Below are 20,844 nucleotides of genomic sequence, written 5' to 3' on the forward strand. Positions count from 1 at the left end.
ACAATCTCTCAGGCGTCAGCATTGGCGTTGAGCAGGCGCTCGTAGGCGGCCTGGTCGAGCAGGTCGGCTACCGCGCTGGCATTGGCTGGACGGAAACGGAAGAACCAACCCTTGCCCAGGGGATCTTCGTTGACCAGCTCAGGGCTGGATTCTAGCTCGCCGTTGACCTCGACCACCTCACCGTCCAGCGGCATGGCGATATTGCTCGCAGCTTTTACCGATTCCAGCACCGCCACTTCGTCACCCTCGGCGTAGCTCTGGGCTTCCGGCAGCTGAACGAATACCACGTCACCCAGGGCTTCCTGGGCATAGGCGGTGATGCCCACGGTAACCAGGCCATCGGCATCCTGACGCAGCCATTCGTGCTCAACGGTAAAACGCAATTCGCTCATGTGTACTCCTCAAGGGTGGTGACTCGCCCTTTCTGCTGGGGGCGATGTGCTGGACGCGCGTGCTGGGCACGAGCGGAAGGTGAAAAGACCATAGCAAAGTAGGTGCCATTGTTATTTTTATCAATAAAAACAATAACTTAAGTGCTTTTAGTTGATATGGGTTTTTGTTGGTGTGTATTGAATTCAATACGATCCTGATCGGCGCGTTCGCCACGCGCTGCGCAAAGGCTCTGGTGTCGTGGGCTGAATGGTTTGTGTCGCTTTCATTACGGTGTATTTAAATCGATACGTTTTTTGTTGAGCTTGCGGGCTGTGTTGGAGTCACGCCGCCTGGAGGTGCGGGCAGCAATGTCAGCAGTGGTTAATACGTAACGGGCCGTCACTGTCATTCATCCACCCTATAAAGCGCCATTGAACGGGTCGATGGATCGGCGGCGGGGCGGCTTTTTAGGGGCGTATTCACTCTTTTGGCTGACAGGGCAAATACCTCTTTCGGGCGCTTATCCCACTCAAGGTGGCTGGGTAGCGTGGAGGCTCAACACGAAACCCGCTTTCCAGGAGAGCCGCATGAGAACAAGAACAAGACATGCCATCTTCCAGCCCAGCGTTTTGGCGATTGCCATTGCTGTTGGCTGTGTCGCGCCTGTCCAGGCTATTACATTCAATATTGGTGATGTCGAAGCGCAGTTCGACTCTTCACTTTCAGTGGGGGCCAGTTGGAGCGTGCGCGGTGCCGATCCTGACTTTATCGGTACACGTAACGGCGGCAAGGCGTCCTCTCAGACCAACGATGACGGCCGCCTGAACTTCAAGAAAGGCGAAACCTTTTCGAAGATCTTCAAAGGCATTCACGATCTTGAATTGAAGTACGGCGATACCGGCGTGTTTATTCGCGGCAAGTATTGGTACGACTTCGAGACCAAGGACGAAAGCCGTCTGCTATATGACATTGACGACCACAACCGCAAGACGGCGGCACAAGCCTCCGGCGCGGAAATTCTCGATGCCTTCATCTATCACAACTACAACCTGGGCAGCATGCCGGGCAGTGTGCGGGTCGGTAAGCAAGTGGTCAGCTGGGGTGAGAGCACCTTTATCGGCAACTCGATCAACTCGATCAACCCCGTGGATGCTGCAGCGTTTCGCCGGCCTGGTGCGGAGATCAAGGAGGGGCTGATTCCGGTCAATATGCTCTATGTCTCGCAGAGCTTGACCGACACCGTCAGCATGGAAGCGTTCTACCAGCTGGAGTGGGACCAGACTGTTATCGATAACTGCGGGACGTTCTTTGCACCCAGCGACACGGCCGCCGATGGCTGTAACGACCGCCTGGTGGTCGCAGGGGCTGACGTCGCACCTGACGCGTCAAAAAACACCGGTGCGCCGGGTAATCCGGTATTCATTCCGCGCGGAGGGGATCGTGATGCGCGCGACAGTGGGCAGTTCGGCGTTGCCCTGCGCTGGTTTGCCGAGTCGCTGAACGACACGGAATTCGGTCTGTATGCGATGAACTACCACAGCCGTAGCCCGAGCGGCAGCATCATTGTCGGCACCGGGGCGCCACAGGCTGCCCGCTATTTTCTAGAGTACCCGGAAGATATTCGTCTCTACGGCGTCAGTTTCCAGACCAACGTCGAAGGCACAGCGTTGTCGGGTGAGCTCAGTTACCGGCCCAACATGCCAATTGGCATCAACTCCACGGACATGACCTTTGCATCCCTGCGCCAGGGGTTTTCACCGGTATTTACCAGCGGTCATGGGCGCAATGCCGTGGGTGAGGAAGTGGCCGGTTATGTGCGCAAGCCAGTGACCCAGGCGCAAGTCTCGGCGGTGCAGTTTTTCGACCGAGTGCTTGGAGCCAGTCGCCTGACCCTGGTGGGCGAGGTGGGTTACAACCATGTCAGTGGCATCAGTGATGATCTTGGCGAGCTGCGCTTCGGTCGCGATCCGGTCTATGGCATTGGTCAGCTCAACCCCAACACGACCTGTACGGCAGGGGTGAACACCGCCAACCCTGACCAGTGTAATGACGATGGTTTCTTTACCAGCAGCTCCTGGGGCTACCGCGTGCGCACCAGTCTCGATTACAGCAACGTCTTCGCCGGGGTCAATCTCTCGCCAAGCATTGCCTGGTCGCATGACGTCGATGGCTATGGCCCCAACTTCAGTGAAGGCAGCAAGGCGGTGAGCCTGGGCCTGAATGCTGACTACCAGAACACCTACAACGCCAGCCTCAGTTACACCGACTTCTTTGGTGGGGATTACAACACCAACGTCGACCGTGACTTTGTTGCCCTGAGCTTCGGTGTGAACTTCTGATCAACGCAGTGCAAAAGGATCCGTACACCATGAAAAATACAAGAATCCTGCAAGCTGGGGCGCTGGTGCTGACCCTGTTAGCCAGCAGCGTGATGGCCGCAGTCTCGGAACAAGAGGCCGCTCAGCTGGGGGCCAGTTTGACGCCGCTGGGCGGAGAAATGGCTGGGAATGCCGATGGCACTATCCCGGCCTGGGACGGTGGTCTGTCTACCAGTGCGGCAGCGGTCGACGCCAAAGGGTTTCTCGCTGACCCCTTTGCCAGCGAAACGCCGCTCTTCACGATTACTGCCGCGAATGCCGAGCAGTACAAAGACAAGCTGTCAGCCGGCCAGTTGGCCATGTTCAAGCGCTACCCCGAGAGTTACAAGATTCCGGTTTACCCCTCGCATCGAACCACCGCCGTGCCGGCAGCGATTGCCGATGCCGCCAAGCTCAGCGCGGTCAATACCACGCCCGTTGACGGGGGTAACGGCCTGCAGAACTTCAACGCCAGCCGTTATTACGCCTTCCCCATTCCCAAGACTGGGGTTGAGGTGATCTGGAACCACATCACCCGTTACCGTGGCGGTAACACCCGCCGGGTGGTGACTCAGGCCACGCCGCAAACCAATGGCTCTTACAGCTTGGTGAAGTTCGAGGACGAAGTGGCCTTCCCGGCGGACATGCCTGATCTTGATCCGGCCAAGGGCAGCAATATCCTGCTGTATTTCAAGCAGCGGGTGACTGCGCCTTCACGTCTAGCGGGTAACGTGCTGCTGGTGCACGAGACTATTGATCAGGTGAAAGAGCCGCGTCTGGCCTGGATCTACAACGCCGGTCAACGTCGCGTACGCCGCGCACCGCAGGTGGCTTACGACGGTCCAGGTACTGCTGCTGACGGCATGCGCACGGCCGATAACTTCGATTTGTTCTCTGGCGCGCCGGATCGGTATGACTGGCAACTGGTTGGCAAAAAGGAAATGTACATTCCCTATAACAGCTACAAGCTTGATTCGCCGGCGCTGTCGTACGACGACGTGATCAAGGCTGGGCACATCAACCAGGATCTGACGCGCTACGAGCTGCATCGCGTCTGGGAAGTGGTTGCCACGTTGAAGAGCGGCGAGCGGCACATCTATGCCAAGCGCCATATGTACATCGACGAGGACAGTTGGCAGATCGCATTGGTTGATCATTACGATGGCCGTGGTCAGCTCTGGCGTGTTGCCGAAGGACATGCGCAGCACTACTACAACCATCAAGTGCCGGGCTACACCCTTGAAGCGCTGTATGACCTGATGGCCGGTCGTTACTTGGCTCTGGGCATGAAAAACGAAGAGAAGTCGGCGTATAACTTTGGTTTCAAAGCCACAGCTGCCGACTACACGCCAGCCGCCTTGCGCAGCTCCGGCGTTCGTTAGGCCAGCACGCTGCACGAAACACTCCGTGATTGGGCGGCCTTCGGGCCGCCTTTTTTATCGTTGGCCATCACCTCTCGTGATAGAGCTGTGAGCGATAGGTGTTGAGGTTTAGCCTGCAACGATCCGGTTCCTGTAAGAACAATAAAACGAGCCGTCATGAACGCATTAGCGCCTTTCCCGCAAAGCGCCACAGCGTCTGCGTGTGGCGGCGTACAGCGCCCGCCACCTGGGCATATCGCTCGGCTATCCCTGCAGCAGCGGCTTTTGTCGCACGACTGTCGCCTGCGCTTGCTGGTCGGTCCGGCCGGCTTTGGTAAAACCGTACTGCTGGCAGATTGCGCCCGAGAGTGCCCGGCCACGCATCACCTGCTCTGGCTGAGCTGTGCAGGTGAAGGCTGGCATGTCGAACAGCTGGCGCAGCAGCTCGGCAAAGTCCTCGGGTACCCCGCAGACCTCAGCAGTGGCGAGGTGCTTGAGACCTTGGCGCAGGAGTCGCGGCCGCTGTGGATCATGCTCAATGACTACCCGGCGCAGCCGAATCTCGCCCTCGATGCGTACCTCAATCAGCTGCTGATGGTCACCCCCCCTGGCATTTGTTGGTGGCTGGGAAGCCGGCGGCGGCCGGTCTGTAACCTTTCCCGCCTGCTGCTGGAGGGCGAGCTGCTCGAATTGGGTGCCAGTGAGCTGGCCTTCAACGAGTCAGACGTGCTGGCCTGGCTGCAACAGCTGGACCCTGGCCGAAACGCCTGGGCGCACGACCTGCATGCACTGACCCAAGGCTGGCCGGCGGCCTTGCGCCTGGTGCTGTTGGCGGCTCAAGCCGAGCCGGCCGCGCTGAGCGCACCGCAGGACGGCGAACATGACCAACTGCTGGTTGAGTATGTCGAGCGTGAGGTGCTGCAACCGCTGCCCGATGAGCTGTTGCGCATACTTGAGCAACTGGCCCAGTTGCCGCGCTTCAATCCGGCGCTCTGTGACCACTTGTTTGGTGTCGGCGAAGGCGCGCAGTGGTTGCGAGCACTGATTGAGCGTGGCGTATTTATTCAGGAACTGGACACAGCCAAGGGCTGGTATGTGTTGTTCCCACCGCTGGCTCGGCTGCTGCAGCGGCAGGCCATGAATCTGCCGTGCAGCGCATTGCATGTGCATGCCAGTCAATGGTTTGCCAGTCATGGTGATATTCGCGCAGCGGTAGAGCACGCCTTGCTGGCCGGGCAACCGGACGTGGCCGGCAGTTTTCTTGAGCGTTTTACCGAGGAGCAGGTGCTGCAAGGCCAGGACCTGGCGCTGATTCTGCGCTGGCGCAGCGAGCTGCCGGACAGCCTGCTGTGCAGTACGCCACGGCTGATTCTGCTGAATGCCTGGGTGTTGCTGCTGGTTGGCCGTCTGGATGAGGCGCAGACCTGCATCAATCAACTGGCACGCTTTCAGCCGCGCAGCGATGGCGCGCGAACCCGTGAGCTGTTCGCTCACTGGCAAGCTATTCAGGGCATCATCGCCTACGGCCGAGTCTGTGCCGTGGATGCTCGCGCCCACCTGCATGATGCCCTGCAAGGGCTGCCGCAAAGTGCGTGGGCGCAGTCGTTGCTATGTCGTTCGGCATTGACCTTGGTGGCCATTGGCGAAGGTCAGCTTGAGGTGGCACAGAAACTCAGTTTTGAAGCTTTGAAGCAGGCGCGCCTGCATGGCAACCCAGTGTTTGAAGCCCTGCTGGAACTGGACCACGCCCTGTTGCTGGAAACGCGGGGTGAGTTTGCCCGCGCCGAAACGCTGCTGCAGCGAGTGCTGACGGCAACTGCACCGACCGCTTTGCGCAATACACCGGTGCTGGCGCGGCTTGAGTTGCGTCTGGGGCGTCTGCAACTGCGCCAGGGGCGTGCAGATGAAGCGGAGGCAGCGCTGCAGCGAGGACTTGAAGATGCCCTTGTCTGTGGCGATCCAAGCGCGTTTCATGGCTACCTCGGCCTGGCCGAGTTGGCGATGGGGCAGGGTGATATGGCCACAGCCTTTGCTCACCTTGGGCAGGCCGAACGGCAGATGCAGCGTCAGCGTGTGAGCGAAACCCTGTACCGCGGCACCCTGTTGTTGGCCAGCAGTCATCTGTGGATTGCCCAGGGCCACTATGCGCGGGCGCGTGTCGCGGCGACTCGGGTATTGAGTTATGAGCAGCGGGTTAAAGCGGTGTTGCCGACGCCGAACTTTCCCGAGCTGATTCCGCGGTTTCAAGCGTTATTGCTGCAATTGGACCGCATGCAGGGTGAGGATGTGCGCGAGCCTCTGCGGCAGTTGTTGGCGAAGGTGGCCGAGCAGGGCAGGCAGGCCCTGGTCAGCGACTTATGGCTGAGCTATGCCGATGCCTGTGCGGCCTGTGACGATAAGACGGGTGCCGAACAGGCTCGGCAAACCGGCCAGGCACTGCAGCAGCGCCTGGGCTATCGACGTCCGTGGTTCCGCGTGAAGAGCCCGGTGGAGGGCACGCCGTCTGCTGTGACCGTCGCCAGCAGCAATGCGCTGAGCAGCCGTGAGTTGGCGGTGCTCGGGTTGATAGCCCAGGGGCTGTCCAATCAGGAAGTGGCCGAGCAGCTGTTTATATCCCTGCACACAGTGAAAACCCATGCGCGCCGAATCAACGGCAAGCTGGGTGTGGCGCGGCGCACTCAGGCGGTGGCCAAGGCCAAGGCGTTGGGCTTCTTCTAGTGCAGCGCTGGGCTGGCGCTGAGCAGGCGTAGGCGTTGGCTGAGTTGCAGGTGCTGTGCCGGGTCATCGTTGAGCAGCAGGGCGCACTGCAGATCGAAGCGCTCGCCCTGTGGGCAGTCGAGCCGTTGATAAATCTCGGCGCGGGCCAGGTGGTCCTGCAATGTCGGCGTGCCGAGCAGCAGCACGCGCTCGGCATCGCGCAGCGCGGCCAGTGGGTCATCGTCCAGTTGATGCAGTTGCCGCAGGTTGCGCGACAGACGCTGCAACATGCTGCGCGCGTCGCAAGGCTGCAGTTGGCTGGCGTTTAATTCGGCAGTCGGCCCCAAATGGCGTTGCAGCAGCTCGCGGCACTCGCGGGTATACAGCCGCCGGCCGCTGCAAGGGTCGAGTAGATGGTCGGCGCCCGGTACGCGTAGCAGGAAATGCCCGGGAAAATTGACCCCCTGTAATGGAATTCCCAGGCGCCTGGCCAGCTCCAGTGCCAGTAGGGCCAGAGTGAGCGGCTGGCCGCGGCGGCGCAACAACAGCTGATCCAGCAACGCGGCCCTTGGCCTTAGCGGGCGTTCGTCGTCCTCATGGAAGTCCAGCTCACTGAGCCGACGCAGCAGCGGTTGCGCCAGCTCCTGCAGCGGCAGGTTAGGCAACCCCTGACTGACCTGCTGCTGCAGACCGTTGAGCCGTTGCAGCACGTCGGTCGGTTGCAGCGTGGGCTGGTGTTCCACGGCAATCCACAGCGCGGCCTCAAACAGCGCAGGTGGCGTTTGTTCCAGGCAGGCAAGGCAGGCAGCGCGTGGGGTCATCACATTCTCCCAGGGTCTCTGGCTTTGTAGTCAAGCGCCTAACCTTCGTCCAGTACATTGTTGTTTCAGGGCTGTGCCAGTGTGGCTGCTGTGTTGTTGAACAAGGACGCCAAACATGCCTGCAACCCTTCGCCGTTACACCCTGATCGTGCTGATACTGATGAGCCCTGTGCTGAGCGCAGCACAGGCTTCGCAAGCGCCGCTCCTGGCTCAAGAGTTGTCAACCTACCGACTGCTAACGCTGTTTCACTTATTACGTTTGGAGCAAGGGTCACCTGACGTGCAGGCACGCCTGGAAACAGAAGTTCAGCATTTCGCCGGTTTGTTAACTGCACACTCTGAGGCGTTGCCAGCCCCGTTGCAGCAACAGGCGCAGCATTTTCAGGCGGTGTTGCTGAACAATGCCCGGTTGAACTACGAAGCGATTGATTTTTATGCCCTCGATACGCTGTCGCAGAGCGCCCATGACCTGCTGCAACTCAATCGGCAGCAGCAGGCGTTAGCGCCGTCCGCATCACCGACGTTGGACCTGCGTCAGGCCATCCTGATGCAGCAAATTGCTGCTGAGTATGTGCGTGAAGCTGCCAGTTTTGACTCCGGCTCGGCGGTGTACGACAGCGCGCAGGAACGCTTTGAGCCTGTGGACGTGCTGGCCAAGGCCTTTCGCCGGCGGCTTGAGCAGCTGCAGCCAACCCTGGCCGGCAGTGCCGAGCAACGTAAAAAGTGGGGCCAGGTGCAGGTGATCTGGAATTACATTGAACAGCCGCTGCTGGAATACCGCGAGCGCTCGCTGCCCTTTGTCGTGAACCGCTACAGCGAACAGATTGTCGCCCTGCTGGTGAACTGATCACCGGCGGGGTGTGATCAGCCGTGCTGCCTATACTGATGAGCAACGCAGTAGGGGAGCGACAGCATGTTTACCCTGATGGAAAGCGCTCGGCTGGAGTCGCTGCATTTTGCCGATGACCCGGCCACAGGCCTTAAGGCCATCATTGCCATTCACAACAGTCGCCTTGGCCCTGCGCTGGGCGGTTGTCGATACCTGCCCTATGCCGATGAACAGAGTGCCGTGGACGATGCGCTGCGGCTGGCCAAGGGCATGAGTTACAAGGCCGCGCTGGCCGGCTTGGCGCAGGGCGGTGGCAAAGCGGTGATCATCCGTCCTGCGCATGTCGACAATCGTGGTGCGTTGTTTGAAGCCTTCGGGCGCTTTATCGACACCCTTAACGGCCACTACATCACCGCGATGGACAGCGGTACTTCCAGCGTTGACATGGACTGCATCGCTCAGCACACCCCGCATGTCACCAGCACCACGGCCGAAGGAGACCCTTCACCGCATACGGCGCTGGGCGTGTTTGCCGGTATCCGCGCAACCGCCCTGGCGCGCCTGGGCAGTGACAACCTGGAAGGTTTGCGGGTAGCGATTCAGGGACTGGGCAATGTTGGCTTTGCGCTGGCCGAGCAGCTGCATGCTGCGGGGGCCGAATTGTTGGTCAGCGACTTGGATCACGGCCGCGTTCAGCTGGCAGTTGAACAGCTGGGCGCGCGGCCGGTGACCAGCGAAGCTCTGCTCGCCACGCCGTGCGATATCCTGGCGCCATGCGGGTTAGGGGGTGTGCTGAACAGCACAAGCGTCGGGCAACTGCGTTGCTCGGCAGTGGCGGGCGCGGCGAATAACCAATTGGCCAGTGCTGATATTTCCGACAGCCTGCAGGCGCGGGGGATTTTGTATGCGCCGGATTATGTGATCAATGCGGGCGGCTTGATCTACGTGGCGCTGAAGCATCAGGGGGAGCCTCTGCCGGCAATCACCGCGCACTTGACGCAGATCAGCCGGCGGCTGACCGAGATATTCGGCCATGCCCAGGCCGATAAGCGCTCACCGGCAAGGGTCGCCGATGCGATTGCCGAGCGCTTGTTGTATGGCTGAATGTGGCGCTGATAAAAACGCAAAACCCCAGTCATGGACTGGGGTTTTGTTGACCGCCGCCGGCGTTACTCGGCAGCCGGTTCGCTCAGTTCACTCAAGGCATCAGGCTGGTTCTTGAATGCCTTGGCGAAGATGTCGCGGTTCTTCGCCATGTAGATACCCAGCTCTTCACCCTGGGTTTCATTCAGCGATGGCACGGCTTTTTGCAGCACTTCGGTGAGCAGCTCGGCCAGTTCGAGCATTTTGTCATGACGATCGGCTTCGGCTTTATCCATGAACAAACGCTCCAAATCCCGGCTGCTGCGGTACACCACTTCGACGGCCATTCATCACCTCTACGCCTTCACGCTGATAGGTTGCAGTTAACTGTTTATCTGTACAGTGTTTGCGAGCATAAAGAACTCGCCGGCATTTGACCAGCAGCAATTGCCATGCCGGCTAACACCATAGCCGATTCTGTGCGTCATAGCCGTTCAGCGGCCGCTGCGCAGCGGGCCGAACTCGGCCGGTACCCAGGCGTAGCCTGCACCTTCTTTGCGCACATGGCCCAGCCCTGGGAAGGGCATGTGCGCGCCAGCCACCCAGAGTTTGTCGCGACTGGCGTTGGCGAATATCTGCTGGCGCGTAGCCTTGGCCTGTGAGCTGTCGATGTCGAACTCGATCACCACTTCCGGCTTGGCGAACTGCACCGCGTGGCTGTGCACAATATCGCCCCAGACCAGCAGGCTCTGGTTCTGTGAGGTGAACAGGTAGGAGCTATGACCGGGGGTGTGGCCGTTGCTCGGCACCAGGCTGACGACTGGGATCAGTGCGCTGTCCGGGGCGTAAAGCTTGAGACGCTGCTGAGCGTCGTAGAGTGCCACGGACTGCTTGGCCATCTGGAACATGCCGCGCATGGGCTCCGGTGCCTTTGCAGCCGCCTCATCGCTAAGCCAGAAATCCGCTTCGGCCTGGGGTACGTAGACGCTGGCATTCGGGTAGGCGGCCTGGCCGTCGCTGTTCAGCAGGCCGCAGGCATGGTCGGGGTGCAGGTGGGTGAGCAGCACAGTGTCCACCTGTTCCGGGCTATAACCGGAGGCCTTCAGATTGCTCTGCACCACGCCCAGGGTTGGCCCGAAGCACTTCGCCGCGCCCGTGTCGACCAGCACCAAGTGACTGCCTGTATTGATCAAGTATGCGTTGACGGCGGTTTGCACGCCCTTACTTGAGTCAACGAACATGCGCGCCAGCAGGCTCTGAATATCCTCGGCGCTGGCGCCGGTGAGGATTTTGCTGTCGAGGTCAACGTAGCCGTCGTACAGCGCCGTCACTTCGAAGTCGCCCAGTGTCATGCGGTAGAAGCCGGCGACCTGATTCTGCTGTTTGGCCACCGGCGCCGCATTGGCACTCAGGGGCAGGGTGTAGCCCAGGATCAGGGTCTGGGCTGCAAGCAGTGCGCTAAACAACCGAGTGCGGGTGAATGAGCTTGGCATGCTGATGTCCTCGTGTGGTTAGAAACCTATACGTAACTTATACGGTTTTGGCGAAATACTTGTACATTGTCGCTGTAAACTATTGCTGGTCGCAGTGGCCAACAACAGTATTCGGGACGCCATCGGCTCTCTGTGAGGTGCACCATGTTGTTGTCTGCGGGTCGAGTCGAGCGCAAATTGCTGGCCCTGTTGGCCGTTGCCTATCTCAGTTTATTCGTCATTGTCGGTGCCATCTGGGGTAGCCGTGCCCACTTGATCGACGGGCAGCGTGTCGAGGTGCTGCACACCTCGCTTTATCAGCTCAGTGAAACCCTGTCCTTGCTCAAGGATGCCGAGACTGGGCAGCGCGGCTTTCTGCTGACGGGCGAAGATTCATTTTTACAACCCTATAACGTGGCGGTGCAGCACTTGCACACCCAGTTTCAGGCGTTACGCGCGATACCGTTGATGGAGATGTACGCCGACGACATAGCGCGGATTGAGCAGCTCGCCGAGTTGAAAATGACCGAGCTAAGCGAAACCATCGCACTGCGTCGTTTGGCTGGCGCTGAAGCTGCCCGCCAGCGCGTGATGGACAATCAGGGCCGGCGTTACATGGATGAGCTGCGTGAGCGGATTAGCAGCCTGGAGGGCAACGTCAGTGATGAGCTTGAAGCGCTGCATGAAAGCACCGATGTTCGCTCGCAAGTCGCTATCTGGGGCGGCAGTGCGGTTGCGTTGCTTATGCTTGGACTGCTCGGCCTGACCTACCTCGACCTGCGCCGTGACCTGCGCGAGCGTGAGGAGCTGCTAAAACGTCTGGCCTTTGAATCGCAGCATGACGCCCTGACCCAGCTGCCAAACCGTCGCGCCTTCAACGATAGCCTCGATCAGGCCCTGGCCTTGGCGCGGCGTGCCGAGCGGCCGCTGGCGCTGATCTACCTGGACCTCGATGGCTTCAAACCGGTCAACGATGAACATGGTCACGCCACCGGCGACCGTGTGCTCAAGGCTATTGCTCAGCGCTGGCGAACGTTACTGCGCGAGGGCGAGGTATTGGCACGGTTAGGTGGCGATGAATTTGCCGTGGTGGCCGAAGGGGATGTGGCGGCTATCGAGTGCCTGGCCGCCCGTATGATTACTGCACTGGATACGCCGCTGCTGGAAGAGTTGCCGCATGTGCGAGTGGGCGTGAGCATCGGTATGGCGCAGTTTCCTCAGCATGGTGAGGACCGGCGTCGCCTGGTGGCGGCGGCGGATACTGCCATGTATCGGGCCAAGGAAGCGGGTAAGCATTGTTTCGCCTGGCCTGAGTCCAGCAGCGCCATTCCAGCCGCGGCGCTCTGATGCGCCCTGGGACGTGTCTTGGCCCATGTGAGTGCCATCTCCTGAGAGCTGGTCTTGTTTCTGCATGGTGCAGGTACATTCCGCGTTGGAGCGGACCGTCGATTTTGGGAGTGCAAGGATCGTGAAGGACAATCTGGCTGAACGCGCCCGCGAGCGCATGCATGGCTTGGCGGAGTCGCTGGGCAATCTGTTGATGGAGGCATTCCATTATCTGGCGCTGTTCGCCATTGGCGCTATTACCGCCTGGGCGGCGGTGATGGCCTTTCTCGGCATGCTGGAGAAGGGCCATATCACGGTCGATGACATCCTGCTGCTGTTCATCTATCTGGAATTGGCGGCGATGGTGGGGATCTATTTCAAGACCAACCATATGCCAATTCGCTTCATGATTTATGTGGCGATTACCGCGCTTACCCGCCTGATGATTTCCGATATTTCGCACAACCACAAACCCGATATGGGCGTGGTGATGGTCTCCGGGGCAATTCTGTTGCTGGCGATAGCGATTTTTGTGGTGCGTTTCGCCTCCTCGCGCTTCCCCGCAGTGCAGGCTGGCGGGGGGCGGAAAAAGGCCAATCCTGCGGATGAAGCGGCAGAGCGTGATTATGCGCAGAGCGATGACTGAGGCTTCGGGCTGATCAGTCGTTTAACGGTGCAAACAGTGCCTGCACGTCGTCTTCACTGAGCTGCAGCTGGCTCTGGCTGCCACCTTCCAGCACGCCGCGGGCCAGGTTGGCTTTGGCCTGCTGCAGCTGCTGGATTTTCTCTTCCACGCTACCCCTGGCGATCAGCTTGTAGACGAACACCGGCTTGTCCTGGCCGATGCGGTAGGCGCGGTCGCTGGCTTGTGCTTCGGCGGCGGGGTTCCACCAAGGGTCGAAGTGGATCACCGTGTCGGCGGCGGTCAGGTTCAGGCCCGCGCCGCCGGCTTTCAGGCTGATCAGGAAGATCGGCAGTTCGCCAGCCTGGAACTGCTGCACCGGGGTGCGGCGATCCTGGGTGCTACCGGTGAGCTTGGCGTAGGGAATGTTGCGCACCTTCAACTCGGCCTCGATCAGCGCCAGCATCGAGGTGAACTGCGAGAACAGAAGCACCCGCCGACCTTCGGCGAACAACTCTTCGAGCATCTCCAGCAGGCCGCTGAGCTTGCCGGAATCCGCGCTAGTCAGGCCGCTGTCGCCTTCCTCGCTGAGCAGACGCAGGTCACAGCAAGCCTGGCGCAGCCGCAGCAGTGCTTCAAGAATTACGATCTGACTACGCGCCAAACCCTGGCGGGCGATTTCCGCGCGGACCTTCTGGTCCATGGCCAGGCGCAGGGTTTCGTAACGGTCACGCTGGGCCGCGCTGAGTTCGACCCAGTGGGTGATTTCGGTTTTCGGCGGCAGCTCGCTGGCCACCTGTTCCTTGGTGCGGCGCAGGATAAAGGGTTTGATCCGCCCGGTAAGGTGCGCCAAGCGCTGCTGGTTGGCGTTCTTTTCAATCGGCGTGCGGTAGTCGCGGGTAAAGCTTTTGCTGTCACCCAGCCAGCCGGGCATCAGAAAGTTGAACAGCGACCACAGCTCGCCCAGGTGATTTTCCAGCGGCGTGCCGGTCAGGCACAGACGTTGCCCTGCCTGCAGTTGCCCGGCAGCGACGGCGGACTTGCTGCGTGGGTTCTTGATGTTCTGCGCTTCATCGAGAATCAGCAGGCGATAGCGGTAGGCGCTCAATGCCTTGAGATCGCGCGGCAGCAGGGCGTAGGTGGTGAGGATGATCTGGTGCTCGTCGATCTGCTTGAACAGCGCGCGGCGCTTCGGCCCGTGCAGCGCCAGTACCTTGAGCTGCGGGGTGAAGCGCGCGGCTTCATCCTGCCAGTTGGGGATCAGGCTAGTGGGCATGACGATCAGCGCCGGCTGCTGCAAACGCCCGGCGTTGAACTCGCAGAGGATATGGCCAAGGGTCTGCAGGGTTTTACCCAGGCCCATGTCATCGGCCAGCAAACCGCCGACATCCAGCTCGGCCAGGCCCTGCATCCAGGCCAGGCCTTGCAGTTGGTAGGGTCGCAGTTCCGCGAGCAAGCCGGCGGGCGCTTGCAGGGTATTGCTGTCCAGTTGTTGCAGGCGTTGGGCGAACTCACGCAACTGGTCGCCACCTTGCCAACTGATGGCTGGGCCTTCTTGCAGGTGATTGAGGCGCGCGGCATCCAGGCGCGACAGGCGCAGGTGCTGGTTGGACTCGCTAGGCTCGCGTACGAACAGCTCGCCCAGGGTCGCGAGCAGCGGTTTGAGGCGGGCCAGCGGCAGGGCGGCGCGTTTGTGGTTATGCGGCAGGCTGACCAGCACCACTTCGTCGTCATCGCGTTTGTTCAGCGCTTCGCCGTTGAGCAACCAGGGTTTTTGGCGGATGGCCTGCAGCAGTATCGGCAACAGGCTGATGCGCTGGCCTTCGACCTCGATCCCCAGTTCCAGATCGAACCAGGTTTGCTCGGGGTCTTCTTCGACTTCGGCGTACCAGTCATCGACCTGTACCAGGTTGAACTGGAAGTCCGGCTGCATGCGGATTTGCCAGCCCTCTGCGCGCAGCGCTGGCAGATGCTCACGAATAAACTGCAACCAGGCAGTCTCACTGGGTTGCTCGTAAGCTTCGCCGGCGCTTTCCGGCAGCGCTTCGCTCTGCCGCAGTGCCACTTGCAGGCCTGTTTGTTCCAGGCGTTTGCGCAGCTGGGTTTCAGCGCTGATGTCACGCACGATGCGCAGGCTGTGCTGGGCGCTCTGCTTGATCAGCAGGTCTTTACCCTGTTTGCCGGAGGCCAGGTGGCCCTGGTAATCGAAGGCCAATGCGGCACGGTGCTGGGTCTGCTCCTGCATACGGCCCTTGCGCGCATCGAAGTGCACGCGCACCAGGCTGCCGAGGCTCAGTACTGGGCTGGGCTGCAGGTTTTCCAGGCACTCTTCGCGGGCCTGCGGGCTGCTGACGATCAGTGGCGAGAGGTCGACGCCTTGTTCCTGCTGGGTTTGCAGGGTGAGTAGGGCGCTGGCCACGTGTTTACAGTTGAAGCCCACCGGGCAGCTGCAATGGCCGGTTACGCCCCAGCCCTGGCCGTAATGATGCAGGGTGATGCGCTGTTGATAGGTTTGCGCACCGGAGCCACGGCAGCTGGCCAACAGGGTGCTGTCTTTGAGGCTGAGCAAACGGCTGCGGCCTTGTGCGGCATAGGCCTGACCGCGCAGCAAGTCGCCGTCGCCGAATTCTGCGCGCCAGTCTTCCTGGCGTAGATGCAGGATGTCGAGGGCCATCAGAGGCACCGGGCGGGCGAGTAGATGAATCGTGGCATGGGCAGCTTTCTCGAAGGCAGCCGATGATTCTTGCACAGCCAGCGTGGGATTAGCAGGCTGTTTTCAGGCTCATTGTGCGCAAGCTGCGTTGCCTGATAGGCGGGTATGCGGCGGGCTGATGCTGCTTGGCTTGGGCTCAGGGGCGTTGCAGGGCCGCGCGGTATTGCCCCGGCGTGGCGCTGAAGGCCTGGCGGAAACGGTTGCTGAAATGGCTGGCACTGGCAAAGCCGCAGGCCAGGGCCACTTCAGCCAGTGGCAGCGTGCTGTGTTGCAGCAGCTGCTGACCATGGCGCAGGCGCTGCGCCAACACATAGCGGTGTGGCGGCAGGCCGAAGCTGAGCTGGAACATCCTGGCGAAGTGGTATTCGGAGAGCGCACACAAACTGGCCAGCTGACCCAGGCTGAGCGCTTCACTGAGGTTGGCCTGGATAAACTCGCGCACTCGGCGGCGCTGGCTGGGGGCCAGGCCGCCGGTCAGGCGCAGGCCTTCGCGGCGGCCCACCTGGGACAGCAGCGCGTGGTTGATCAGGCCGTGGGCCAGGCTGCTGCTGAGCAGGCGTTCGGCCGGTTCTTGCCAATCCAGCTGGCTCAGCTGACGAAAGCGCTGGGCTTGCTGCGGGTCATCGAGAAAGGTGCCTTCGCGCAGTTCCAGTTCCCGTGGTTCGCGGTCTAACAGGTTGACGGCCGCCAGGGCGAATTGCTCCTGGCTGATATACAGATGGGCCAGATGGATTTCACCGTTGATCACCCATTCCGATTGATGGCCGGCCGGCAGAATGCACAGTTTGTCTGGCGCGCCTTTGCTGTGTGGGCTCTCGCGGCGGAAGGTGCCGGTGCCGCCGGCCAGGTAGCAGGACAGCGTGTGATGGCTGGGTGCTTCGTAATCGCGGGCATCATGACGGTTGCTCCACACGGCAGCCGCCATCCCGTCGCCCAACTCTGCGCTGCGGTGCAGGCGGGTGTTGGGCGAGCTGTGCATGCTCTGGAAAACCTGTAGGTGCTCAAGTTGCGACATAAATCCTCCGTTGCTCCATGCTACGCAGGGCATGCCCGCGTGCCAGCCCCCGCGCGCGTAAAAGCGCAAGATTATGCAAGGCGCGGTTATCTGTAGCTGTCGAGTATTTCCAGGTAGCGCGGCTGTTGCTTGAGCGCATTCAGGCTGTTCTGCAGCCGGGTGAGCTGCACCGCGTCGGTGTCCAGGCTGAAGGCGTAATACATGGCGCTTTCCTTGAGCACATGCACCGGGGTGAAGTCGTGGCTGTGCATGTCCAGATTGCGGATAAACCAGTAGGCAGTAGTTTCATCGTACGCCCACAGGTCGATACGGCTGTTATGCAGCAGGTTGGCCAGCTGAATTGCGCTGGCCGAGATCTGCAGCTGGTTGTCGTTGATACCAAGGCTATTCAGCAGGTGATGGCCGACATCATCGCGAATCACACCGATGCGGTGCGCGCTGAGATCTGCCGGTTGCTTGATCTGTAACGGGCGATCCTTGCGTGCCAATAGCACGATGCGGCTGGGCATGATCGGCCCGACCCACTTGAACTGCGGGCCGCGCTCCTCGGTGCGGGTCATGGAAAACAGCATCACCCCCGGACCTTTGCGCGCCATCTGATAACCGCGCGCCCAGGGCAGTGAACGAATATCCCGGCGCGCGATGGGCAGGCCGGCGCTGGCGGCCGCTTCCAGCAGGATGTCCACTGTAATGCCACGGGCGATGCCGCTTTCGGTGTAGTTGTAGGGTGGGAATTCTTCGGTGATGAAGTCCAGCGACTCCCACTTAGCTTCGGCATACAGCGTCAGGCTGAAAAAACACAAGGAAACAAACGCAAGCGCGTTGCCAAGGCGAGAAGACATGCGGCGTACCTCAGGCTACAGCGACCGGCAACGCCGGGTGGCTCAGGCAGTGTGGCGGGTGCGCATGCGTCAGCGACACCCTGTATTGACGCTAGCCTGCTGGGCATAGGCTGTCGACCCGCCGCATATACCGCTCTGGATGGTCATTTTCGAGCATGCGAGTGAATGGCTATTAACCGTTGGGATCGAGCAGTCAGCCCTGCGCGCGCTCGTACCAACCCTTGCTGTTATTGACCATGCGCACCAGCCAGAGCATCACCGGCACCTCGATCAGCACACCGACCACCGTGGCTAGCGCTGCGCCGGAGTTGAAGCCGTAGAGCGCGATGGCCACCGCTACGGCGAGTTCGAAGAAGTTCGACGCACCGATCATCGCCGCCGGTCCAGCGATATCGTGGCGCACCTTGAGTTGCCGGCACATCCAGTATCCGAGGGCAGCGATAAACAGCGTCTGCAGCAGAATTGGCACTGCCAGCATGGCGATGATCAAAGGCTGGGCAACGATGGTCTGACCCTGGAAGGAGAACAGCAGCACCAGGGTGGCGAGCAACGCTAGGATGGAGAACGGGCCGATGCGCGTGAGCACCGCTTGCAAGGCCACATCACCCCGGTGCAGCAGACGCGCGCGGATAAATTGGGCGATGGCCAGGGGGATAACGATATACATCACCACCGACAGCAGCAGGGTGTCCCACGGCACTGGAATCGACGATACGCCTAGCAGCAGGGCGACGATGGGGGCGAAGGCGAACACCATCACCAAATCGTTGATCGCCACCTGGGTCAGGGTGAAGTTGGCGTTGCCCTTACACAGGTTGCTCCAGACAAACACCATAGCCGTGCAAGGCGCGGCGCCGAGCAGAATTAGCCCGGCCACGTAGCTGTCGATCTGTTCGGCGGGCAGCCAGTCGGCGAACACATGGCGCAGAAACAGCCAGGCCAGAAAGGCCATGGTGAACGGTTTGATTAGCCAGTTGATGCTCAGCGTCACGCCCAGGCCGGCGCGCTGCTGATAGACCTCACCAATCGCGCGAAAGTCGATCTTCATCAGCATGGGGATGATCATCACCCAGATCAGCAATCCCACCGGGATATTCACCTGAGCAACTTCCAGAGCGCCCACCGCTTGCGCTGCTTCGGGGGCGAACAGGCCGAGCAGGGTACCGCCGATAATGCAGAGAAATACCCAGAGCGTTAGATAGCGCTCGAACAGACCGAGCGGCGAGCGGGTTTGAGGAGCGGAGGATTCTAGGGCATTGGCCATGCTGGATTCCTTGGGTGAGGGGCGAGTCTAGCCAGTCCCGCTGTGCTCGTTATTGATCTGGGTCGGCTTGGGTTAGGCTGAATATACGGTTTACAAGATATATGGATATCAATATATTCGCCAAATCGTATTTGCATGACACCCATCGCCATGAGCCAAAAGATTCGCGTGCTGTTTCTCTGTGTGGCCAATGCTGCCCGCTCGCAGATGGCCGAAGCGCTGCTACGCCATACCGATCCCGAAGGCTATGAGGTTTTTAGCGCCGGCACTCTGCCTGGTGAGGTTGATCCGCGTGCACGTCAGGCCCTGGAGCAGTTGGGCGTCAGCACGGAAGGCCTGCACAGCAAGGCGCTGGAGAGCTTCGATGGCCAGCAGTTCGATTACGTGATCACCCTGTGCGACAAGTCCGCCTTCGAGTGCAGCACCTTGCCCGGGGCTGGCGAATACATCGCCTGGGACTTCGAGGACCCGGCCAGCAGCCAGCAGCAGAATGCCTACACGCGTTGTCTGCAGCAGATCCACGAGCGCATCAAGATGTTCGTGCTGGTCAAAAGCAAAGTCAGCCAGCCCACGCAGATGCTCGCCCCGGTGACCCTGTTCAAATGTCTGGCCGACGACACCCGCGCGCGCATGACCCAGCTAATTGCCCAGGAAGGCGAGCTGTGCGTCTGCGAGCTGACCGCCGCTCTGCAGGAAAGCCAGCCGAAAATCTCCCGTCATCTGGCCCAGTTGCGCAGCAGCGGCCTGTTGCAGGATCGCCGCGCCGGGCAGTGGGTCTACTACCGCCTGCATCCGCAACTGCCGGCCTGGGTCGGGCAGATCCTGAAGCAGGTGCTCCAGGCTGACGATCCGCAACTGGCCGAAGATCGTTTGCGCCTGCACAGCATGCGTGACCGTCCTGATCGCGCCTCGCTGTGCGGCTGAGCCACTGTTTTCTGGAGAAAGGCCATGACCTTTGAGTTGCCGAATATCGACCCCGAACTGCTCGAACCGCCCAGTCAGGAACAACTGGCCAAGCCGGCCCCGCTGCACAAGCCGCGTATTTTGCTGCTGTATGGCTCCAACCGGGCGCGCTCTTACAGCCGTCTGTTGACCGAGGAGGCCGCGCGCCTGCTTGAGCGGTTCGGCGCCGAACCACGCATCTTCAACCCCAGCGGCCTGCCGTTGCCGGACGACGCCCCCGAGGATCATCCCAAGGTGCAGGAACTGCGCGAGCTGGTGCTGTGGAGCGAGGGCATGGTCTGGTGCTCGCCGGAGCGTCACGGCGCGATGACCGGAGTGTTCAAGTCGCAGATCGACTGGATTCCCCTGAGCATGGGCGCGGTGCGCCCGACCCAGGGCAAGACCCTGGCGCTGATGCAGGTCAGCGGCGGCTCGCAATCCTTCAATGCGCTGAACCAGATGCGCGTGCTGGGGCGTTGGATGCGTATGTTCACCATACCCAACCAGTCTTCGGTGGCTAAAGCCTTTCTCGAATTTGACGACGCCGGGCGGATGAAGCCTTCAGCCTATTACGACCGCGTGGTGGATGTGATGGAGGAACTGGTCAAGTTCACTCTGCTGCTGCGCGGCCAGGCGGACTACCTGGTGGACCGCTACTCCGAGCGCAAGGAGTCGGCCAACGAGTTGAGTAAACGGGTCAATCAGGCATCCATTTAAGGTTCAGCCGCCAACCCTACACACGCGTCCAGACCGACTGCAGGTCGGCTATTGAGGTCAGCATGCTAAACACCATTGGGCTTTTCGCCCTTACGGCCCTGGCCGAAATTATCGGCTGTTACCTGCCGTACCTGTGGCTCAAGCAGGGCAAGAGCATTTGGCTGCTGGTGCCGGCCGCGGCTGCGCTGGCGCTGTTTGCCTGGCTGCTGACTCTGCATCCAACTGCCGCTGGGCGGGTGTATGCCGCTTATGGCGGGGTGTATGTGGCGATGGCGATTATCTGGCTATGGCTGGTGGACGGTATTCGCCCGACCCATTGGGACCTGCTGGGCGCCGCTGTGGCCATGCTCGGCATGGCGATCATCATGTTTGCGCCGCGCAATATTTAACCCGCTCAACGAGAGAGTCTGT

At 60.6% G+C, this 20,844-nt stretch carries 17 protein-coding genes and 2 pseudogenes; 11 read left to right on the forward strand and 8 right to left on the reverse strand.

Annotation, left to right across the window (positions count from 1 at the left end; genetic code table 11):
* Window positions 1-8: 8 nt before the first annotated feature.
* Window positions 9-392: a glycine cleavage system protein GcvH gene (gcvH, locus tag CUR33_RS06670; RefSeq protein WP_090248917.1), complete on the reverse strand. Its 384-nt coding sequence runs from the start codon at window positions 390-392 to the stop codon at window positions 9-11.
* A 567-nt stretch (window positions 393-959) separates the two neighbouring features.
* Here gcvH and CUR33_RS06675 point away from each other — a divergent pair.
* From CUR33_RS06675 to CUR33_RS20700, 4 genes and pseudogenes are all read left to right on the forward strand, one after another.
* A complete protein-coding gene (locus tag CUR33_RS06675) occupies window positions 960-2,711 on the forward strand; it encodes a DUF1302 domain-containing protein (protein WP_289239070.1) in 1,752 nt (583 codons plus the stop codon).
* A gap of 29 nt (window positions 2,712-2,740) precedes the next feature.
* Window positions 2,741-4,111, forward strand: a complete 1,371-nt coding sequence (locus CUR33_RS06680; protein WP_289239071.1) for a DUF1329 domain-containing protein — start codon at window positions 2,741-2,743, stop codon at window positions 4,109-4,111.
* Between the two features lie 1,116 nt (window positions 4,112-5,227).
* Window positions 5,228-6,493, forward strand: a pseudogene (locus tag CUR33_RS20695) (helix-turn-helix transcriptional regulator); the annotation flags it as partial.
* 129 nt (window positions 6,494-6,622) lie between these two features.
* Window positions 6,623-6,808: pseudogene (locus CUR33_RS20700) on the forward strand (response regulator transcription factor); the annotation flags it as partial.
* Here the strand turns inward: CUR33_RS20700 and CUR33_RS06690 are convergent.
* A complete protein-coding gene (locus CUR33_RS06690) occupies window positions 6,805-7,608 on the reverse strand; it encodes a transglutaminase family protein (RefSeq protein WP_289239073.1) in 804 nt (267 codons plus the stop codon). The pseudogene CUR33_RS20700 and the gene CUR33_RS06690 sit on opposite strands and share 4 nt — an antisense overlap.
* A 115-nt stretch (window positions 7,609-7,723) precedes the next feature.
* Between CUR33_RS06690 and CUR33_RS06695 the strand changes: the two genes are divergently transcribed.
* The gene (locus tag CUR33_RS06695) at window positions 7,724-8,455 is read left to right on the forward strand and encodes a hypothetical protein (protein WP_289239074.1); all 732 of its coding nucleotides are present in this window, start codon (window positions 7,724-7,726) and stop codon (window positions 8,453-8,455) included.
* Window positions 8,456-8,521: 66 nt separating this feature from the next.
* Complete coding sequence (locus CUR33_RS06700) at window positions 8,522-9,541, forward strand: Leu/Phe/Val dehydrogenase (RefSeq protein ID WP_289239075.1); 1,020 nt, start codon at window positions 8,522-8,524, stop codon at window positions 9,539-9,541.
* Between the two features lie 65 nt (window positions 9,542-9,606).
* On the opposite strand, the gene CUR33_RS06705 is transcribed toward CUR33_RS06700, so the two are convergent.
* Together CUR33_RS06705 and CUR33_RS06710 are read right to left on the reverse strand one after the other, a co-directional pair.
* Window positions 9,607-9,867, reverse strand: coding sequence for a YebG family protein (locus tag CUR33_RS06705; protein ID WP_108485834.1), 261 nt, complete (start codon window positions 9,865-9,867; stop codon window positions 9,607-9,609).
* A 147-nt stretch (window positions 9,868-10,014) separates the two neighbouring features.
* Entirely contained in the window at window positions 10,015-11,013 is a 999-nt protein-coding gene (locus CUR33_RS06710) for an MBL fold metallo-hydrolase (protein WP_289239076.1), read from the reverse strand.
* 144 nt (window positions 11,014-11,157) lie between these two features.
* Between CUR33_RS06710 and CUR33_RS06715 the strand changes: the two genes are divergently transcribed.
* Complete coding sequence (locus CUR33_RS06715) at window positions 11,158-12,339, forward strand: diguanylate cyclase domain-containing protein (protein ID WP_289239077.1); 1,182 nt, start codon at window positions 11,158-11,160, stop codon at window positions 12,337-12,339.
* A 121-nt stretch (window positions 12,340-12,460) separates the two neighbouring features.
* The gene (locus tag CUR33_RS06720) at window positions 12,461-12,964 is read left to right on the forward strand and encodes a phosphate-starvation-inducible protein PsiE (protein ID WP_448703155.1); all 504 of its coding nucleotides are present in this window, start codon (window positions 12,461-12,463) and stop codon (window positions 12,962-12,964) included.
* Between the two features lie 13 nt (window positions 12,965-12,977).
* Here CUR33_RS06720 and CUR33_RS06725 read toward each other — a convergent pair whose 3' ends face one another.
* From CUR33_RS06725 to arsB, 4 genes are all read right to left on the reverse strand, one after another.
* The gene (locus tag CUR33_RS06725; protein ID WP_289239078.1) at window positions 12,978-15,614 is read right to left on the reverse strand and encodes a DEAD/DEAH box helicase; all 2,637 of its coding nucleotides are present in this window, start codon (window positions 15,612-15,614) and stop codon (window positions 12,978-12,980) included.
* Between the two features lie 175 nt (window positions 15,615-15,789).
* Complete coding sequence (locus tag CUR33_RS06730) at window positions 15,790-16,668, reverse strand: helix-turn-helix domain-containing protein (protein WP_289239079.1); 879 nt, start codon at window positions 16,666-16,668, stop codon at window positions 15,790-15,792.
* Between the two features lie 86 nt (window positions 16,669-16,754).
* Window positions 16,755-17,510, reverse strand: coding sequence for a substrate-binding periplasmic protein (locus CUR33_RS06735; protein ID WP_289239080.1), 756 nt, complete (start codon window positions 17,508-17,510; stop codon window positions 16,755-16,757).
* Window positions 17,511-17,703: 193 nt separating this feature from the next.
* On the reverse strand, window positions 17,704-18,774 hold the full coding sequence (gene arsB / locus CUR33_RS06740; protein WP_282875141.1) for an ACR3 family arsenite efflux transporter: 1,071 nt from the start codon (window positions 18,772-18,774) through the stop codon (window positions 17,704-17,706).
* Between the two features lie 150 nt (window positions 18,775-18,924).
* Here arsB and CUR33_RS06745 point away from each other — a divergent pair, with 150 nt between their 5' ends.
* The 3 genes from CUR33_RS06745 (at window position 18,925) to CUR33_RS06755 (ending at window position 20,822) form a co-directional block, all read left to right on the forward strand.
* A complete protein-coding gene (locus CUR33_RS06745) occupies window positions 18,925-19,698 on the forward strand; it encodes a metalloregulator ArsR/SmtB family transcription factor (RefSeq protein WP_289239081.1) in 774 nt (257 codons plus the stop codon).
* Between the two features lie 24 nt (window positions 19,699-19,722).
* Window positions 19,723-20,433 (forward strand): arsenical resistance protein ArsH, encoded by a 711-nt coding sequence (gene arsH, locus CUR33_RS06750; RefSeq protein WP_289239082.1) that lies wholly within the window; start codon window positions 19,723-19,725, stop codon window positions 20,431-20,433.
* 62 nt (window positions 20,434-20,495) lie between these two features.
* Window positions 20,496-20,822: a YnfA family protein gene (locus CUR33_RS06755; protein WP_090248888.1), complete on the forward strand. Its 327-nt coding sequence runs from the start codon at window positions 20,496-20,498 to the stop codon at window positions 20,820-20,822.
* The last annotated feature ends 22 nt before the right edge of the window (window positions 20,823-20,844 follow it).

Source organism: Pseudomonas sp. FEMGT703P (genome assembly GCF_002786345.1).
In the GTDB taxonomy this organism is placed as follows: domain Bacteria; phylum Pseudomonadota; class Gammaproteobacteria; order Pseudomonadales; family Pseudomonadaceae; genus Aquipseudomonas; species Aquipseudomonas peli.

Coding starts and splice junctions, on each gene's coding strand:
- CUR33_RS06695 (WP_289239074.1), top strand. CDS start 7,724: ATGCCTGCAACCCTTCGCCGTTACACCCTGATCGTGCTGATACTGATG.
- CUR33_RS06735 (WP_289239080.1), bottom strand. CDS start 17,510: ATGTCTTCTCGCCTTGGCAACGCGCTTGCGTTTGTTTCCTTGTGTTTT.
- CUR33_RS06755 (WP_090248888.1), top strand. CDS start 20,496: ATGCTAAACACCATTGGGCTTTTCGCCCTTACGGCCCTGGCCGAAATT.
- CUR33_RS06730 (WP_289239079.1), bottom strand. CDS start 16,668: ATGTCGCAACTTGAGCACCTACAGGTTTTCCAGAGCATGCACAGCTCG.
- CUR33_RS06715 (WP_289239077.1), top strand. CDS start 11,158: ATGTTGTTGTCTGCGGGTCGAGTCGAGCGCAAATTGCTGGCCCTGTTG.
- CUR33_RS06680 (WP_289239071.1), top strand. CDS start 2,741: ATGAAAAATACAAGAATCCTGCAAGCTGGGGCGCTGGTGCTGACCCTG.
- CUR33_RS06705 (WP_108485834.1), bottom strand. CDS start 9,867: ATGGCCGTCGAAGTGGTGTACCGCAGCAGCCGGGATTTGGAGCGTTTG.
- CUR33_RS06710 (WP_289239076.1), bottom strand. CDS start 11,013: ATGCCAAGCTCATTCACCCGCACTCGGTTGTTTAGCGCACTGCTTGCA.
- CUR33_RS06675 (WP_289239070.1), top strand. CDS start 960: ATGAGAACAAGAACAAGACATGCCATCTTCCAGCCCAGCGTTTTGGCG.
- CUR33_RS06690 (WP_289239073.1), bottom strand. CDS start 7,608: ATGACCCCACGCGCTGCCTGCCTTGCCTGCCTGGAACAAACGCCACCT.
- gcvH (WP_090248917.1), bottom strand. CDS start 392: ATGAGCGAATTGCGTTTTACCGTTGAGCACGAATGGCTGCGTCAGGAT.
- arsH (WP_289239082.1), top strand. CDS start 19,723: ATGACCTTTGAGTTGCCGAATATCGACCCCGAACTGCTCGAACCGCCC.
- CUR33_RS06725 (WP_289239078.1), bottom strand. CDS start 15,614: ATGGCCCTCGACATCCTGCATCTACGCCAGGAAGACTGGCGCGCAGAA.
- CUR33_RS06700 (WP_289239075.1), top strand. CDS start 8,522: ATGTTTACCCTGATGGAAAGCGCTCGGCTGGAGTCGCTGCATTTTGCC.
- CUR33_RS06745 (WP_289239081.1), top strand. CDS start 18,925: ATGAGCCAAAAGATTCGCGTGCTGTTTCTCTGTGTGGCCAATGCTGCC.
- arsB (WP_282875141.1), bottom strand. CDS start 18,774: ATGGCCAATGCCCTAGAATCCTCCGCTCCTCAAACCCGCTCGCCGCTC.